16 protein-coding genes are annotated in these 14,792 nt (G+C 68.3%); 5 read left to right on the forward strand and 11 right to left on the reverse strand.

The genetic code is table 11. The features are described from left to right. Positions 1–98: 98 nt before the first annotated feature. Both ACSUZC_RS16265 and ACSUZC_RS16270 read right to left on the reverse strand, forming a co-directional pair. Positions 99–647, reverse strand: a complete 549-nt coding sequence (locus ACSUZC_RS16265; RefSeq protein ID WP_439029540.1) for a putative immunity protein — start codon at positions 645–647, stop codon at positions 99–101. Positions 648–669: 22 nt separating this feature from the next. Then, positions 670–1,308 (reverse strand): GNAT family N-acetyltransferase, encoded by a 639-nt coding sequence (locus ACSUZC_RS16270; RefSeq protein WP_439029541.1) that lies wholly within the window; start codon positions 1,306–1,308, stop codon positions 670–672. A 190-nt stretch (positions 1,309–1,498) separates the two neighbouring features. Here ACSUZC_RS16270 and ACSUZC_RS16275 point away from each other — a divergent pair, with 190 nt between their 5' ends. Next, positions 1,499–2,887, forward strand: a complete 1,389-nt coding sequence (locus tag ACSUZC_RS16275) for a S1C family serine protease (protein WP_439033154.1) — start codon at positions 1,499–1,501, stop codon at positions 2,885–2,887. A gap of 7 nt (positions 2,888–2,894) precedes the next feature. On the opposite strand, the gene ACSUZC_RS16280 is transcribed toward ACSUZC_RS16275, so the two are convergent. The 5 genes from ACSUZC_RS16280 to ACSUZC_RS16300 form a co-directional block, all read right to left on the reverse strand. Then, positions 2,895–3,350, reverse strand: coding sequence for a VOC family protein (locus ACSUZC_RS16280; RefSeq protein WP_439029542.1), 456 nt, complete (start codon positions 3,348–3,350; stop codon positions 2,895–2,897). Positions 3,351–3,435: 85 nt separating this feature from the next. Continuing rightward, the gene (locus ACSUZC_RS16285; RefSeq protein WP_439029543.1) at positions 3,436–3,930 is read right to left on the reverse strand and encodes a peptide-methionine (S)-S-oxide reductase; all 495 of its coding nucleotides are present in this window, start codon (positions 3,928–3,930) and stop codon (positions 3,436–3,438) included. Between the two features lie 7 nt (positions 3,931–3,937). After that, positions 3,938–5,017 carry a redox-regulated ATPase YchF gene (gene ychF, locus ACSUZC_RS16290; RefSeq protein ID WP_439029544.1) on the reverse strand — a complete coding sequence of 360 codons (1,080 nt, stop codon included), beginning with the start codon at positions 5,015–5,017 and terminating at the stop codon, positions 3,938–3,940. 57 nt (positions 5,018–5,074) lie between these two features. Next, on the reverse strand, positions 5,075–6,373 hold the full coding sequence (locus ACSUZC_RS16295; protein WP_439029545.1) for an AI-2E family transporter: 1,299 nt from the start codon (positions 6,371–6,373) through the stop codon (positions 5,075–5,077). A gap of 84 nt (positions 6,374–6,457) precedes the next feature. Further along, a complete protein-coding gene (locus ACSUZC_RS16300; RefSeq protein WP_439029546.1) occupies positions 6,458–6,739 on the reverse strand; it encodes a hypothetical protein in 282 nt (93 codons plus the stop codon). Positions 6,740–6,875: 136 nt separating this feature from the next. Here ACSUZC_RS16300 and ACSUZC_RS16305 point away from each other — a divergent pair, with 136 nt between their 5' ends. The 4 genes from ACSUZC_RS16305 (at position 6,876) to ACSUZC_RS16320 (ending at position 11,338) form a co-directional block, all read left to right on the forward strand. Then, on the forward strand, positions 6,876–8,384 hold the full coding sequence (locus ACSUZC_RS16305) for a DNA-3-methyladenine glycosylase 2 family protein (RefSeq protein ID WP_439029547.1): 1,509 nt from the start codon (positions 6,876–6,878) through the stop codon (positions 8,382–8,384). A 55-nt stretch (positions 8,385–8,439) separates the two neighbouring features. Continuing rightward, positions 8,440–9,054 carry a methylated-DNA--[protein]-cysteine S-methyltransferase gene (locus ACSUZC_RS16310; RefSeq protein ID WP_439029548.1) on the forward strand — a complete coding sequence of 205 codons (615 nt, stop codon included), beginning with the start codon at positions 8,440–8,442 and terminating at the stop codon, positions 9,052–9,054. Positions 9,055–9,138: 84 nt separating this feature from the next. Next, positions 9,139–10,377, forward strand: coding sequence for a DNA recombination protein RmuC (locus ACSUZC_RS16315; RefSeq protein ID WP_439029549.1), 1,239 nt, complete (start codon positions 9,139–9,141; stop codon positions 10,375–10,377). 4 nt (positions 10,378–10,381) lie between these two features. Beyond that, the gene (locus ACSUZC_RS16320) at positions 10,382–11,338 is read left to right on the forward strand and encodes a DUF6542 domain-containing protein (protein ID WP_439029550.1); all 957 of its coding nucleotides are present in this window, start codon (positions 10,382–10,384) and stop codon (positions 11,336–11,338) included. A 15-nt stretch (positions 11,339–11,353) separates the two neighbouring features. Here ACSUZC_RS16320 and ACSUZC_RS16325 read toward each other — a convergent pair whose 3' ends face one another. The 4 genes from ACSUZC_RS16325 to ACSUZC_RS16340 all read right to left on the reverse strand — a co-directional run bounded on the left by ACSUZC_RS16325 (position 11,354) and on the right by ACSUZC_RS16340 (position 14,776). Continuing rightward, positions 11,354–11,899, reverse strand: a complete 546-nt coding sequence (locus ACSUZC_RS16325) for a nucleosidase (protein ID WP_439029551.1) — start codon at positions 11,897–11,899, stop codon at positions 11,354–11,356. A gap of 58 nt (positions 11,900–11,957) precedes the next feature. Beyond that, positions 11,958–12,755: a fructosamine kinase family protein gene (locus tag ACSUZC_RS16330; RefSeq protein WP_439029552.1), complete on the reverse strand. Its 798-nt coding sequence runs from the start codon at positions 12,753–12,755 to the stop codon at positions 11,958–11,960. Then, a complete protein-coding gene (locus tag ACSUZC_RS16335; RefSeq protein ID WP_439029553.1) occupies positions 12,752–13,675 on the reverse strand; it encodes an SDR family oxidoreductase in 924 nt (307 codons plus the stop codon). The genes ACSUZC_RS16330 and ACSUZC_RS16335 overlap by 4 nt, the downstream gene beginning before the upstream one ends. 105 nt (positions 13,676–13,780) lie before the next feature. Then, positions 13,781–14,776: an N-acetylmuramoyl-L-alanine amidase gene (locus ACSUZC_RS16340; protein ID WP_439029554.1), complete on the reverse strand. Its 996-nt coding sequence runs from the start codon at positions 14,774–14,776 to the stop codon at positions 13,781–13,783. Positions 14,777–14,792: the final 16 nt, after the last annotated feature.

Genomic DNA, 14,792 nt, shown 5'->3' on the forward strand with positions numbered 1-14,792 from the left:
CCATCGCATGCGGCGTTTCGTTTTGTCTCGCGAATGAGTTATCAAAACCCGTTCCGGCACAGAGTATTTGAGTGTGGCCGAGCGGCCATTCGTCTCAGTCAGGCGTCCCAGTCGGTCCTGCCGCCTCGACGACGCAACCGCGTGTCGAGATCGGCCATCAGACGCGCGGCTCGCGACGCCGCGCCGCGGGGTTCCGGATACCGGCACAGCACGTCGACGAGTTCGGGCGGCGTCCGTCTGCATATGGCCTCGATCATCTCGTCCCCGACATCCGGGGCGCCGCCGCCCTCGATCTCGGCGATGTAGGCCCGGTTCGCCGCGGACCGAAGGATGTGCCCGACCTGGTGCGCTTTCGCGATCGGATGCAGATAGGCGGACGCCGCGGCGTCGCCGGCGGCTTGTGCGGCCAGTCGCGCGGCCTCCGACGGTGCGGCCCTGGCGGCACGGTGCGCCGCGAAGGCGGTGGTCCGCTGTCGCGCGGATCTGGGTGCACCGCCGATGAAGTGCCGCGCCGCCTCGATGGCCGCGCGCGGCCGCTCGTCGTCGGGCTGCGCTCGCTCGAAAACCGGGAGCACCTCGGCAGCCCATTGCGTGGCATAACGCACGACGACGCGCAGGTCGTCGTCGGTCAACTCGAAGCCTGCCATCGGCCGAACGCTAGCAGCGTCCTCACTCGGCCGTGGGCAACCCGTCGCCACCCGACTCGCGGACCATCGAGTGCACGACGAGCCCCGCGTCCACCGGAGTCGTTGCGGCGACCATGAATCCGGCCCGCTGATAGATCTGCACATTACGATCGTCGGAGGTCTCGAGCGCGACTCGCGCACGCGGCGGGTTCTTCTCGTCGACGACGATCAATCCGGCTCGAACCAGTGCGCTTCCGATGCCGTTGCCCTGACTCTCCGGGTGGACGCCGAGCGTCGCAAGGTTCCAGGCGCCCTCCGGAGGCGCAGGGGTGTGAGCCCGGGCGACGGCGGCCAGCCGGTCGCCGTGCAGGTCGGCCACTTCCGCCTGGAACTGTTCGTCCGGCTCTGGTGTATCCGGGGGCAGCATCGCGATCACACCAGACAGGTCCTGGGTGACCAGCACGACTCCGTGATCGACGGCGTACCCCAGGTACATCCGTTGAAGTCGTTGCAGCCGATCCCGATAGCCGTCGGCAGGGATGGACCATCGTGTCCAGGGATAGGCGTCGAAAGCGGCGGTGAGAGTGCTGGCCGCATCGTCGAGATCCGCGACGGTTGCGTGGTCGATGAAAATGTCACTGCCCTCGAGAGTTACGGTGGTTCCGGGTGATCGGCGGATCACTCTACCGTGGAGACGCATTCGATCCACAACAGTTTTCGCGTGCGGAGACGCACCTCGGGAATTCCGTTGTCCGCAGGTCAGAAACACCTGAGATTCCGCGTTGACGTTGTCAGGAAATCCGCAGGATATCTGTAGCCCTACTCACATCAGGCCCGGGCATCGTGGTGCCGTGAACACGCCCCAGACCCCCATGCCCCAGAACCCCGAGCCACAGAACCCCGAGCCACAGACCCCCGACGACCACGACCCGATCACCGAACCCTTTGGGCCGCCGCGCGGACCCGCGCAGCCACCCGGACCCTGGCTGATGAACCAGCAGGCCACCCCGCCGCCCACGTCGCCCCTGACACATCCGCCCCTGACACATCCGCCGATGCCACCGGTGTCGCGGCCCCGCGCCGGGGTGACCAAACCCATCATCGTGACCGCACTTCTCGCCGGATTGATCGGCGGCGCGGTGGGTGTCGGCGGGACCGCCCTCGTCGGACACAGCGCCGCGCCGTCGGTGCCCTCGCTCAGCTCGGAGCCAGCGGCCGCCGCCAACGCGGCCGGCCTCGAACCGGGATCGGTGACGTACGCGGCGAGCGTCGCGTCGAAGTCAGCCGCCGACATCAAGGTCCAGACCCCCAACGGCACCTCGGTGGGTAGTGGGATCGTGCTCTCCCCGGACGGTTATGTCCTGACGAACCACCACGTCGTCGCGGGTGCCGGATCGGGCAGCAAGATCGTGGTCACCACCGGCGACGGGAAGCAACACACCGCGACGGTGACCGGCAACTCCCCTTCCTACGATCTCGCGGTCATCAAGCTCGACGGCGCATCCGGACTGACGCCGGCGACCCTCGGCGACTCGGACGCACTCAAGGTCGGTGAGCAGGTCGTCGCCGTCGGCAGTCCCGACAGCCTGTCCAACACGGTCACCTCCGGTATCGTCAGCGCACTGTCGCGGACGGTGGCCGCCGGCGACGAAAGCGGTTCCGGCGTGACCGTTTACAACGGTCTGCAGACCGACACACCGATCAATCCCGGCAATTCCGGTGGACCGCTGGTGAATCTTCAGGGACAGGTCGTCGCGGTGAACTCGGCGGTGGACACCGGGCAGGCCGCGAGCGGCGGGTTGCAGACGTTCGGTCTCGGGTTCGCCATCCCGATCAACACCGCCAAGCGGATCGCCAACCAGTTGCTGGAGGATGGCCAGGCCACCAAACCCGTACTGGGGGTGTCCGGTTCACTGTCGTCGAACAACACCGAGGACGGCGCGACGGTGACCACCGTCGAGAGCGGCGGACCGGCCGACAAAGCCGGCATCGACAAGGGCGACGTCATCACGAAGATCGGTGACACCCCGGTGGCCGACTACGCCGACCTCATGGCGCAGATCCTCACCCACAAGCCCGGTGAAACCGTGCCGGTGACCATCGGGTCGGGTTCGGATGCCCGCACGGTCCAGGTGAAGCTCGGCAGCACCGTCGACAAGGAGCAGACAACCGTGCCCGAGTCCGGACGTGACTCCGGCGACGACGGCTCCGGTGGTTCGCGACTGCCGTTCGGCGGCAACCCGTTCGGTTCGATTCCGTGACGGCTCGTCACACCGTGTGGTCAGGTTCGCTCGGTGTGAGTCTCTGCGCGAGCATCACGAGGATGTCGCTCGGACCCCGCACGTAGGTCAGTTTGTAGATGTTCTCGTACGTCGCCACGCCGCGTAGCGGGTGGCAACCATGGCGCGCGGCGATGGCTAGGGCGTCGTCGATGTCGTCGACCGAGAACGCGACACGGTGCATGCCGATGTCGTTGGGACGGGTGGGCGTGGTCTCGATCGCTTCGGGGTGGATGTACTCGAAGAGTTCGAGCCGCCCGCTCCCGTCCGGGGTCTGCAACATCGCGATCTTCGCGTGATTGCCGTCGAGTCCGACTGCGGTGTCGGACCATTCACCCCGGACGGTGTCGCGGCCGATGACCTCCAGGCCGAGGTCGGTGAAGAAGGCGATCGCGGCGTCGAGGTCGCGGACGGCGATGGCGACGTTCTCGAATGTGATGGGCATGCTCGTCACGCTAGTGGTTGCGCACTGCCGAATACGACCTGTCCAGCGATCCCACGGTTCAGCAGTAGGTCTCGCTGAGCGATACCTAGTGCGGAACGTTCACGGCGCGGTACTTGGTCAGCAGTTCCCGCGGGAGATGGCACGAGCTCTCCGGAAAGCGCGCGAGACGATCTTGATGCTCTTCGGCACTGCGCACATAGTTGGTCAGCGGAAGCACCTCGACGGCGATGCGAGCCGCGTCATCTCTCGCGTCGATGAAGGCCCGCGCCTGCTCGAGGTGTTCCGGGTTCTCGGAGTACACGCCGGTGCGGTACTTTTCGCCGACATCCGGCCCCTGCTCGTTGACGCTGTAGGGGTCGATGATCTCGAAGACGTAGGCCATCAACTGACCGACGCCCACCACGGTCGGGTCGAAGTGGGTCCGCACGCATTCGGCGTACCCGTCATATCCGCCATCGAGGGACTGGGTCGTGCCGTTCGCCCGGCCGGCCTCGGTGAACGTCACCCCCGGAAGCGTCGCGATGAAGGCCTGCGCACCCCAGAGGCAACCGGCCGCGAGGTAGATCTCTTCGGAGGGCATCGTTCGCTCAGACGTTGAAGCGGAACTCCACGACGTCCCCGTCCTTCATCACGTAGTCCTTGCCCTCCATGCGCACCTTGCCCGCGGACTTGGCGGCGGCCATCGATCCGGCGGCGTCGAGGTCGTCGAAGGAGACGATCTCGGCCTTGATGAAGCCCTTCTCGAAGTCGGTGTGGATCACCCCGGCCGCCTTGGGCGCGGTGTCGCCCTGATGGATGGTCCAGGCGCGGGATTCCTTGGGACCGGCCGTGAGGTAGGTCTGCAGCCCGAGGGTGTGGAAACCGGCCCGCGCCAATGACGTCAGGCCCGGCTCGTCCTGTCCGATGGAGTCCAGCAGTTCCTGCGCGTCCTCCTCGTCGAGTTCGAGGAGTTCACTCTCGACCTTGGCGTCGAGGAAGACCGCGTCCGCGGGTGCGACGGCTGCGCGCAGTTCAGCCTTCTTCGCGTCGTCGGTGAGGACACCCTCGTCTGAATTGAAGACATAGAGGAACGGCTTCGCGGTCATCAGGTGCAGTTCGCGCACCGACGCCAGGTCGAACGAATCCTTCTGCGAGAACAGCGTTTTGCCGCTGTCGAGGAGTTCTTGCGCCTTCTTGGCGGCCTCGAGGGTCGCGGCGAGATCCTTGTTCTTGCGCGCGTCCTTCTCCAGGCGCGGGATCGCCTTCTCGAGCGTCTGCATGTCCGCGAGGATCAATTCGGTTTCGATGACCTCGATGTCGGCGAACGGATCGACCCGACCGTCGACGTGGACGACGTCACCGTCGTCGAAGACCCGCACGACCTGGCAGATGGCATCGGCCTCGCGGATGTTGGCGAGGAACTGGTTGCCCATGCCCTCACCCTCGGAGGCACCCTTGACGATGCCGGCGATGTCGACGAAGGACACCGTGGCAGGCAGGATCCGCTCGCTGCCGAAGATCTCGGAGAGGCGGTCGAGCCGCTCGTCCGGCAACTCGACCACGCCGACGTTGGGCTCGATGGTGGCGAACGGGTAGTTCGCGGCGAGCACGTCGTTACGTGTCAGGGCATTGAACAGGGTCGACTTTCCGACGTTGGGCAGGCCGACGATTCCCAGGGTGAGACTCACGGGCGCCCAGTCTATCGGCAGTCGCGCCGACGCCGACCGGTGCGTCAGCCCTGGCGCTCAGTCTCTGTCGAGCAGACCCTTCACCGGGTTGGGCGGATCGTTCGGCGGGTCTTCGTTCGGGACCCCGATCTGGGTGGTCACCGCCGCACCGGCGGGTGGCAACGACTCCCCCGCCCGCTCGGCGATCCGCTCGTTCAGGTAGCGCAGGACGACGGCGAGCGACGCCACCGCCGGAACCGCCAGGAAGGCACCGGTGATCCCGAAGAGCGTGCCGCCCAGCGTCACCGACAGCAGCACGATCACCGCGTGGAGGTCCATCGACTTGGCCTGCAACCACGGCTGCAGGACATTGCCCTCCAGCTGCTGCACCGCGAGGATGATGCCGAGCACGATGAGTGCGGTCGTCAGTCCGTTGGAGACCAGGGCGATCAGCACCGCGAGGGCACCGGCGACAAAGGCGCCGACGATCGGGATGAAGCCGCCGAGGAAGGTGATGACCACCAGCACCGAGGCGAGCGGGACGTTGAGGATGAACAAGCCCAGACCGATCAGGGCGGCGTCGACGAAACTGACGATCGCCTGCGTCCGGATGAAGCCGCCGAGACTGTTCCACATCCGGGTCAGCACCTCACCGAGGTGGTAGCCGGACGGCCGGCCGACGGTGCGGTTGAGCCACGGCACGAACTTCGGACCGTCTTTGAGGAAGAAGAACACGAGCACGAGCGAGGTGAACAGTGTGATCAGGACCGAGGTCGCCGTTCCGACGCCGCTGAAGACGCCGGCCGCGATCGTCGACGCGCTCGATTGCAGTCGGCCGGTGATGGTGTCCACCATGTTGTCGAGTTGCTTGTCGTCGACATTCAGAGGCGGACCCTGCACCCAGTCCTGCAGATGACGGACGCCGTCGGTCGCGCGACTCGCCAGTTCCGGCGCTTGATCGACGACCGAGGGCACGATCAGGCCGATCACGCCGCCGAGGACGCCGAGGCCGACCAGCATCATCACCAGCGACGCCGCCGCGGCCGGCACCCCGTGGTTACGCATCCACCGCACGGGTGGCCACAGGATGGTGCACACGATGATCGCCAGGAGGACCGGGAGAAGGATCACCCAGAACTTGCCCAGCAGCCAGAACAACACCCAGGTGGCGGCAGCCACGAGCACGATCTGCGCACCCACCGTCGCGCACGATCGCAATCCCGACATCATCACCTGGGTGCGTGTCGGATACGACTTCTTGCCGCCGCCGAGCACCGCGTCGCCGCCGAGGACGGCATCGACCCCGAGCTGGCTCGCGTCTGGTTTCTCGTCGCCGGAAGCGTTCTCCGCGCGGTCGTCATCCGGGCTGTCAGTCACCTGGGGATCCTCACACATCGCCATGACAAAGCGACATCGACGCGGCGACAAGCGTCAGAACACGTGGTGCAGACGACAGTTGCCTCAGCTACGACGCAGTTTGCGTCCGAGGTAGCGGAGCAGGGAGTTGATCGCTTCCAGCTCGGCGTCGACCTGGTTGAACGTCTCCGGAGTGGCGTCGCGCCGACAGGGCTCGGGGGCCTGCGGCGGCGGGGCCACGACACCGAGCTCCGCCTCGTCGGCACACGCCTGGCGTATCGTCTCCGGGCCGTAGAGACCCATCATCATCTCGAGCCCCCACGCGGGCAGCGCTGCCAGGGGCAGGTCGTCGTGCCGACTTCTGCGGCCATCGAACCGTGTGGTCATGGCGCCATGCTGCCACAGCGCTGTGCGCCAGATCACACTTTTCGCCACTCTTCTCGACGTCCGTAGCGATGTCCGATTCCCGCCAGATCCAGCCAACTCCAGGTGACACAGTGGTGAAGTGACCGCAGGAACCCCAGTGCAGTACCCAGCCGGCTCGGCTCCGGATTTCGATCGTTGCTACCGGGCCGTGCAGGCCCGTGACGCACGCTTCGACGGACAGTTCTTCGTCACCGTCCGAACGACCGGGATCTACTGCCGCCCGTCGTGTCCCGCGCAGACACCGCGACCGCAGAACGTGGCGTTCGTACTCACCGCTGCCGCGGCCCAGCAGCAGGGATTCCGCGCGTGCCGACGCTGCGCACCCGATGCCGTCCCCGGCTCGCCGCGGTGGAATCTCAACGCCGACATGTCCTCCCGCGCGATGCGCCTCATCGCCGACGGGATCGTCGAACGCGAAGGCGTCGACGGCCTGGCGGCGAGGCTGCGGTATTCGCCGCGGCACCTGACACGAGTCCTCACCGAACACCTGGGCGCGGGCCCACTAGCTCTCGCCCGTGCGCACCGCGCCACCAACGCCCGGGTCCTCATCCAGTGCACGACCATGCCGATGGCCGACGTCGCATTCGCCGCCGGCTTCGCGAGCGTGCGTCAGTTCAACGACACGATCCGTGCGGTGTTCGACCTCACGCCCACCCAGTTGCGTCGTCTGCCCGCCCCGCGGGGCCGACGCGTCGACGGCGAACACGCACCGGGAAGCGTGACCTTGCGACTCCCCTTCCGCGCGCCCTATCGGTGGGAGTGGATGCGATGGTTCCTCACCGCCCATGCAGCGGTCGGCGTCGAAGAGGTGACCGACTCCGCCGACGCACCCCTGGGATGGTCGTATCGCCGCGTGCTGCGGTTACCTCATGGTCCTGCGCTCGCCGTCGTCGAGCCGCACGACGATCACGCCGTGGTCGTCCTCGACCATCTCGACATGCGCGATCTCGGAGTCGCGGTCAACCGGATTCGACGACAGCTCGACCTCGATGCCGACATCGCGGCCGCCGAGGACGCCCTCGGCACGGATGCGACGATGCGGGAACTCATCGGCCGGGCACCCGGCGTGCGCGCGCCCGGAAGTCTCGATCCCGCCGAGACCATCATCCGGACCATGCTCGGTCAGCAGGTGAGCCTGGCTGCGGCCCGAAACCAGATCGACCGGCTCGTCGACGCCCTCGGCGAGCCGCTGGATTCCTTCACCGACCGGGACAACCGCCCGCTGCGCGCGTTCCCGACGGCCGCGGTCATCGCCGAGCGCGGACACGAGGTCCTGCGCGGCCCCGAACGTCGGGTCACGGCGGTGATCGGTGTCGCCGGCGCACTCGCCGAAGGACGGGTGGAACCACATGTGGGGGTCGATGCGTCTGATCTTCGTGCGCAACTACTCGCGTTGCCCGGCATCGGACCATGGACCGCCGACATCGTCACCATGCGCGTGACCGGCGACCCCGACGTCCTGCTCGCGAACGACCTCGTCGTGGTGCGAGCCGCCGACGACCTCCGAGTGGACCTGCGCGACACACAGCACTGGGCACCTTGGCGCTCCTACGCGACGATGCATCTGTGGCGACACCGACTCGACGCCACCGGACAAGTCGTATGACGCGCGGCACCTGACGACGAGCCTCCATCACCCCCCGAACCCACCGAGGAGAGACATGTCCGCACCGACCACCACCGACAGCACCGGCAAGACCGAGCCCGCAGCCGGGCCGACCCCGCCCGCGCCGACCCCGCCCGCGCCGACCTCGGCCGCCTTCGCGACCGTCGACACACCCAACGGGCCGTTCACCGTCGTCGTCGACGACGACCATCGGGTCCTCGCGTCCGGCTGGACCGACGACCCCGCCTACCTGACCGCGCTCGTCCACCCGACGCTGCGGCCACCTGCCACCCAGCGATCGGCTGCTCTCACCTCGATCACCGACGCGGTGTCGGCCTACTACTCGGGCGACCTCGACGCACCCTCACGAGTCGCGGTGGTCCAGCGGTCCGGAGGCGTGTTCCTCGGGCAGGCATGGGACGCCCTGCGCAAGGTCGACGCAGGCCACCCTGTCACCTACACGAGATTCGCCGAACTCGCCGGCCAGCCGGCGGCGGTACGCGCCGCCGCCGCGGCGTGTGCGCGCAATGCGGCGGCACTGTTCGTCCCGTGCCATCGGGTGAAGCGCAGTGACGGAACGCTCGGCGGCTTCCGCTACGGTCTCCCAACAAAGCAGTGGCTGCTCGACTTCGAGGCACCGCGCGACTCGGCGATCCCCACCGGCGCCTGAGGGCGACGACGCCTGGGGGGGCGATGCCCAGCCCGCCGTCGCGCGTCGGCGGGATTGTCAGAGCCGTCCGACACCATCGACCCCATGACCGCAGCTGCACTCTCACTCGTGTTCGGCGTCGTCCTCGGCATCGCCCTGGGCTGGTGGGCGCATGCGGCGCGCAGTGCGGCCGAGGTCGCCGCGGCCCGCGCCGAGATCGACACGCTGCGCGCGGGCCGCGAGGACGTCGCGTCCTCGCTGTCGTGGGCGACCGAAGACGCGGCCCGTCGGCAGTCGAGCGCGATCGGGAGCCAGGTCGCCCACATCGTCGAGCCCCTGAAGTCCAACCTCGCGCAGCTCGCCGACGAGCTGCGGCGGGTCGAGTCCAATCGGATCGGCGCCTACGCGGGACTGACCGAACAGGTACGTGGCATCCACGCCGCGTCGGCGGCGCTCAACGACCAGACACGCCAGCTGGCCAACGCGCTGCACAGCTCCCACGCACGCGGCCGCTGGGGTGAGGTACAGCTCGAGCGCGTCGTCGAACTGGCAGGCATGACGAAACACTGTGACTTCAGCACCCAGGTCACGGTCACGGACACGGTCAACGGTTCGGGTTCCGGCCCGACCCTCCGCCCCGACCTCGTCGTCCACCTGGCGGGTGGGCGCGACATCGTCGTCGACGCGAAGGTCCCACTCGAGGCGTATCTGCGCGCCGCGGAATCGACCGACGCCGCAGCACGCGACCGTCTCCTCGGCGAGCACGCCCGGGCACTGCGCGCGCACATCGCGAGGTTGTCGGCGAAGGCGTACTGGTCCGCGTTCGACAACACACCGGAGATGGTCGTGCTGTTCCTGCCCGGCGATGTCGTCCTGGAGTCCGCCGCACGCACCGACCCCGATCTCCTCGAGTTCGGGTTCGCCCGCAACGTGGTGATCGCGACACCCACCACCCTCATCGCATTGCTGCGGACGGTCGCGTTGGGATGGCGTCACGACGCGATGGCCCGCGACGCGGCGGTCATCCACGACCTCGGTCTCCAACTGCATCAGCGTCTGGCGGCCGTGCTCGGACATCTGGGCACTCTCGGCACCTCCCTGCAGCGGACGGTCGACGCCTACAACTCGACGATCGGGTCGGTCGACAGCCGGCTCGGCGTCACCGCCCGGCGTCTGGCGGAACTCGACGCGCTGGGGGATGTCGCGGAAGCTCCACGGCCCCCCGTGATCCACGACACCTGCCGTTCCGCCGGATCCGAGGGCACACCAGCGACGACGCCGTCGGCGACGTCCACGCCACGGTCCGGGGGTGGAACGATTTCCATCGACGAACCGGTACCGTGACCATGTGTCTTCCCCGCAACGTCTCCAAACCGCGGTGCCTCTGGACCAGCAGTCGGTGCTGCCCGCGGTCCGCGGTGTGCCGTGGTGGGGCGCCGTTCTCCTGGGCACCGGGATCACGGGCCTCGGCGCGGCGATCGACGCCGGTAGCAACGATTCGCTCGGCTCGATCTACAAGTTCTGTTACCTCGTCGGTTGCGTGATCGCTGCGCTGGCGGTTCGCCGGCGCGCGCTGTTCACCGCTGCCGCTCAGCCGCCGCTCATCGCGTTCTTCGTCAGCATCGTCACCCTCTACGGCCTCAACTCCGAGCAGGCGTCGTCGGGTCTGAAGAGTCTGATCTTCAATGTGCTGCTCCCGATCGCCGCGGATTTCCCGTGGATGGCGACGACGTTCGTCGTGACGCTCGCCCTGGTCATGGCCCGCTGGTTCCTGACCCGCGACGGCAACGACGCGGCGAAACGACGGTCTCCCTCGCGCGCGTCCGCCGGCCGTCGCGACGACGAACGCCCCGGCTCTGGTCGGGCGAATTCGCATCGACGCGCGAAAGGGGCCACCGCTGCCGGCACTGCGAGCACCGGATCGACCAAGTCGGGATCGGCCACCGCGAAGTCACAACCGCCCAAGGCTCAGGGTGCCAAACCCCAAGGCGCAAGATCTCAGGCCGCCAAGTCCGCCGGGGCCAAGTCCGCAGGCAGCAAGTCCGCGGCGCCCAAGAGCCAGGCCACCGCATCCCGTGCGCCCGCGCCGCGCACGGACGGTCCGACAGACCGCCCGTCGACCACCGCTCGCCAGGCCGGTAGAACGACGTCGGCGGGTGCTCGGCGACCGACGGTCGCGGAGCTGGGTGCCGCCGACCTGACGCCGTCGGATGCGCCTCCCACCGATCGTCGACGGCCGGACATCCCGAGATACGAGTCGGCGACCGACGTCCCGCCCGCGGGAGTGGCCGACTCCCGGCCCTGAGATCCGCTCGGCCGGTCAGCCGGAGAGGCTGATCTCGAGCCATCGACCGAGTCGGCGAGCCGCCTCGTCGACGAGTTGCGGCCATTCCATCGCGCCCTCGTCGGCGTTGTCGGTGGTCGCTTTGACCAGCCGGCACGGGACTCCGAACTGTTCGCTGACGTGCACGACCGCGCACCCTTCCATGTCCACGAGGTGGGCTTGCCGGGCCAGTTCTTCGCGGCGCACCGGATCGGCCACGAACGTGTCGCCGGACGCCAGCACGGTGCCGTCGCCATCGGGCAGTTCCCAGCGATCGGTCATCGCGTAGCCCATCGCCCGCAACTCGGTACTGCTGATGTCGTGTTCGAGGACCGCTGACGGCAGGAACAGGCCGAGCTCGTCGTCCCCGGCCAGCCCGTCACGCAGCGCGCCCGCCGTGCCGATGTTGATCACCTGTGTGACCGGGTGGCCCGCGGCCAGTTCGCGGCTGAGTGCCAGCGTCGCGCGCACTTTGCCGATTCCGGTGACGAGCAGCCGGGAGCCGGGCGGCACATACTGCGCCTCGGCTTGCGTGGCGGACACGATCAATACTGGGTTCGGGCTTGCACCGGTGACTGTCACCGGACGATTATCCCGTGCGTCATCCGCGTGCGAGCGCCGAGGAGGCGCGGGCGGCGCGTCCCAGCGCTGTGCCGTATCCGGGTCCGTGACCGGCGGCGTGCACGGCGAGCGGATGGAGTTGGTGCACGTCGACGCGGTCCTGCCATCCGGCTGCGAGTGGGTGCTCGTCGCGATATCCCTCGACGATGGCGTCGAGGTGGGGGCATCCGAAGAGTGCGAGCATGGCGAGATCGGTTTCCCGGTGGCCGCCATGGGCAGCCGGATCTATCATCACCACGCCGCGCGGCGTCCACATGACGTTGCCGCTCCACAGGTCGCCGTGGATGCGTGACGGAGAGTCGGCGTCGTCGAAGACTCCGCGCGCGATCAGTGCGCAGGCCTCGCGGACCGCGTCCTCGTCAGCGGCGGTGAGGTTGCCGGCCTCCCGCGCGGGGCGGAGGTAGGGTTCGACGCGCTCACGGGCGTAGAACTCTCCCCAGGTCGGATGTTCGCGGGAACTCAGCTCCCGGCGACCGATGAACAGCTGGCCCGCGAACGGCCGCCCGTCGGCGCCTGCAGGGGGAGAGCCGAAGTGGGGCGCACCCGCGTCATGCATCCGTGCGAGCGCGGCACCGAAGGTGCGCGCGGCCGCGGGAGTCGGCCGCGCACTGTCGAGACGTTCGAGTTCGATGGCGTCCTCGTTCACCGAGATCACCTCCACGACTGGCGCTCCCGCATCGGCCAGCCAGCGCAGTCCGGCTGCTTCGGCCGCGAAGAAATCCCGATGACCGCCGGGTGGACCGCTGCCGCGCAGCGACTTGGCGAAGGTAGCTGTCACCGGGTGGAGTGCTCGTCGCTCGCCCGGGCCTCGAGGCTACGCGCGCTGATTCGGGCCAGCCGCTCGAACCGGTCGTTGGCCACGCGCATGGCGATCTCGTAGGGCAAAGCGAACTTGCGGGCCCACCAGTAGCCGAACCGGATGTCGAACGAGGTGAAGACGAGGAACCGATTCTTCCGGATGCCCTTGAGGATCGCGGCGGCCGCGACGTCCGGCGACACCGCGACCTTGTGGAACCCGTTGATGGCGGCCTTGATTCGGGGATTCTCGCGATCGATACCGACGATCTCGACACTGTCGACCAGCGGGGTGTCGACGCCTCCGGGACACACCAGGGAGACACCGATCCCGTGACGCCGCAGGTCGAACCGGAGCACCTCCGACACGCCCCGGAGCCCGAACTTGCTCGCGCTGTACGCCGCGTGCCATGGCAGGGCCAGCAATCCCGCGGCCGACGAGACGTTGACGATGTGCCCGCCCTGACCGCGTCGGATCATCTGCGGCACAAAGCATTCGATGATGTGGATCGGCCCCATGAGATTGACGTCGACCAGCTTGCGCCAATGCCGGTGCTCGAGGTTCTCGACGGTCCCCCAGGCCGAGATCCCGGCAATGTTCATGACGACATCCATGACCCCGACCTCGGCGTCGACCTGACGGGCGAAACCGGCCACCCAGTCGTAGTCCGACACGTCACCCGCCATGTGGTACAACACCGTGCCGTCGGCCGCGATGATGGCCGAGACGACCTCGTCGAGCTGATCGGCATGCAGGTCGGTGAGGACGAGCTCGGCACCGCGTGCGGCGGCGGCCTGTGCGGTGGCTCGTCCTATTCCGCTCGCCGCGCCGGTGACGAGCACCTTGCGGCCGCGCAGCGAAGGCACCGGGGTGTCCATGAACAGCAGTTCTCTCACGCCCATGAACGCGAGGTTAGCCGTCCGCCGCGGCCCGGCTCAGCCGTTCGGCGGACTGCCAGGTCAGACGCGTGGACTCGCCCGACCCTGGCCTCGCAGCCGTGCTGAGCGTCAGCCGATCGGCAGCTTGCCGTCGAAGAGTCCGTAGAGGATTGTCAGCATCGCGCTGAGGACCTGGGCCGAGACGTCCTGCCCCTGCGTCAGCAGCAGCTGCGCCACCGCTTCGGGGTCTTCGGTCGCGAGGAGCTGTTCGATGAAGGGGATCACCGACGACAGCCCGCCGGCGTCCCCGGGCGGCGTCGCGGGTGCCGGGCCGGCGCCGGTGGCGGCGTTGCCGTTCACGTACTTCAAGATGCCGTCGGTGATGGCCATGGCGTACTTGATCTGGCCGTCACGCCCGGCAAGCGCGGCAGCCTCGGCCGGGTTCGACAGGTTGCCCATCTCGATGAAGACCGCTGGAACCTTGGTGAGGTTCACCGCGGCGATGTCCGCCCGCGTCTGGATGCCGTTCTGGACCCCGGCGTAGTTGGCCGACGGGAATCCCGCCCCGAGGAACGCGTCGCGCATCACGGTCGACGCCTTGCGGCCCTCGCCGGACTGCACCCGGTTGACCGTGGCGTCCGGGATCGGCAGCGACGGCACGATCATGTGGAAGCCCTTCTTCGCGGAGTCGGCTCCGCGCGCCGTCGAATCGGCGTGCAGGCTCACCGCCACCGCGGCGCCGGAACGGCTGGCCGCGGCCGCACGCTCGTCGACGCAGCCGCCCCACCCGGTGTCATCGGGTCGGCTCAGCACCACGCGCGCGCCCTGGCTCTCCAGGCCGGCTTTGACGAGCTGGGTGATCTGCCAGTTGACGGTGTGTTCCTTGGCCCCGTTCACACCCGTCGCCCCGGTGGTCTGGCAATCCTTCCGTCCACCCCTGCCGTCGGGCACCTGCGCGTTGAGGTCGTGGCCCGTGGCACTCGCCTGGTGGCCCGGGTCGAGGAACACCGTCTTCCCGGCCAGTGCGGTTCCACGTGCGGGGGCTGCGGCGGCCGGGGCGACCACGGCGGTGGACGCGATCATGGTCGACGCCGACGCGATGACCGCGAATGCCACAGCCGTCATGCGCTTTCTTGTTCCG

Origin of the sequence: Gordonia terrae (genome assembly GCF_051789125.1) — a bacterium.
In the GTDB taxonomy this organism is placed as follows: Bacteria; Actinomycetota; Actinomycetes; order Mycobacteriales; family Mycobacteriaceae; genus Gordonia; species Gordonia terrae_A.

Excerpts from the sequence above, each read along its gene's own strand:
- ACSUZC_RS16265 (WP_439029540.1), bottom strand. The coding sequence starts at position 647 with ATGGCAGGCTTCGAGTTGACCGACGACGACCTGCGCGTCGTCGTGCGT.
- ACSUZC_RS16275 (WP_439033154.1), top strand. The coding sequence starts at position 1,499 with ATGCCCCAGAACCCCGAGCCACAGAACCCCGAGCCACAGACCCCCGAC.
- ACSUZC_RS16280 (WP_439029542.1), bottom strand. The coding sequence starts at position 3,350 with ATGCCCATCACATTCGAGAACGTCGCCATCGCCGTCCGCGACCTCGAC.
- ACSUZC_RS16285 (WP_439029543.1), bottom strand. The coding sequence starts at position 3,930 with ATGCCCTCCGAAGAGATCTACCTCGCGGCCGGTTGCCTCTGGGGTGCG.
- ACSUZC_RS16300 (WP_439029546.1), bottom strand. The coding sequence starts at position 6,739 with ATGACCACACGGTTCGATGGCCGCAGAAGTCGGCACGACGACCTGCCC.
- ACSUZC_RS16310 (WP_439029548.1), top strand. The coding sequence starts at position 8,440 with ATGTCCGCACCGACCACCACCGACAGCACCGGCAAGACCGAGCCCGCA.
- ACSUZC_RS16315 (WP_439029549.1), top strand. The coding sequence starts at position 9,139 with ATGACCGCAGCTGCACTCTCACTCGTGTTCGGCGTCGTCCTCGGCATC.
- ACSUZC_RS16335 (WP_439029553.1), bottom strand. The coding sequence starts at position 13,675 with ATGGGCGTGAGAGAACTGCTGTTCATGGACACCCCGGTGCCTTCGCTG.
- ACSUZC_RS16340 (WP_439029554.1), bottom strand. The coding sequence starts at position 14,776 with ATGACGGCTGTGGCATTCGCGGTCATCGCGTCGGCGTCGACCATGATC.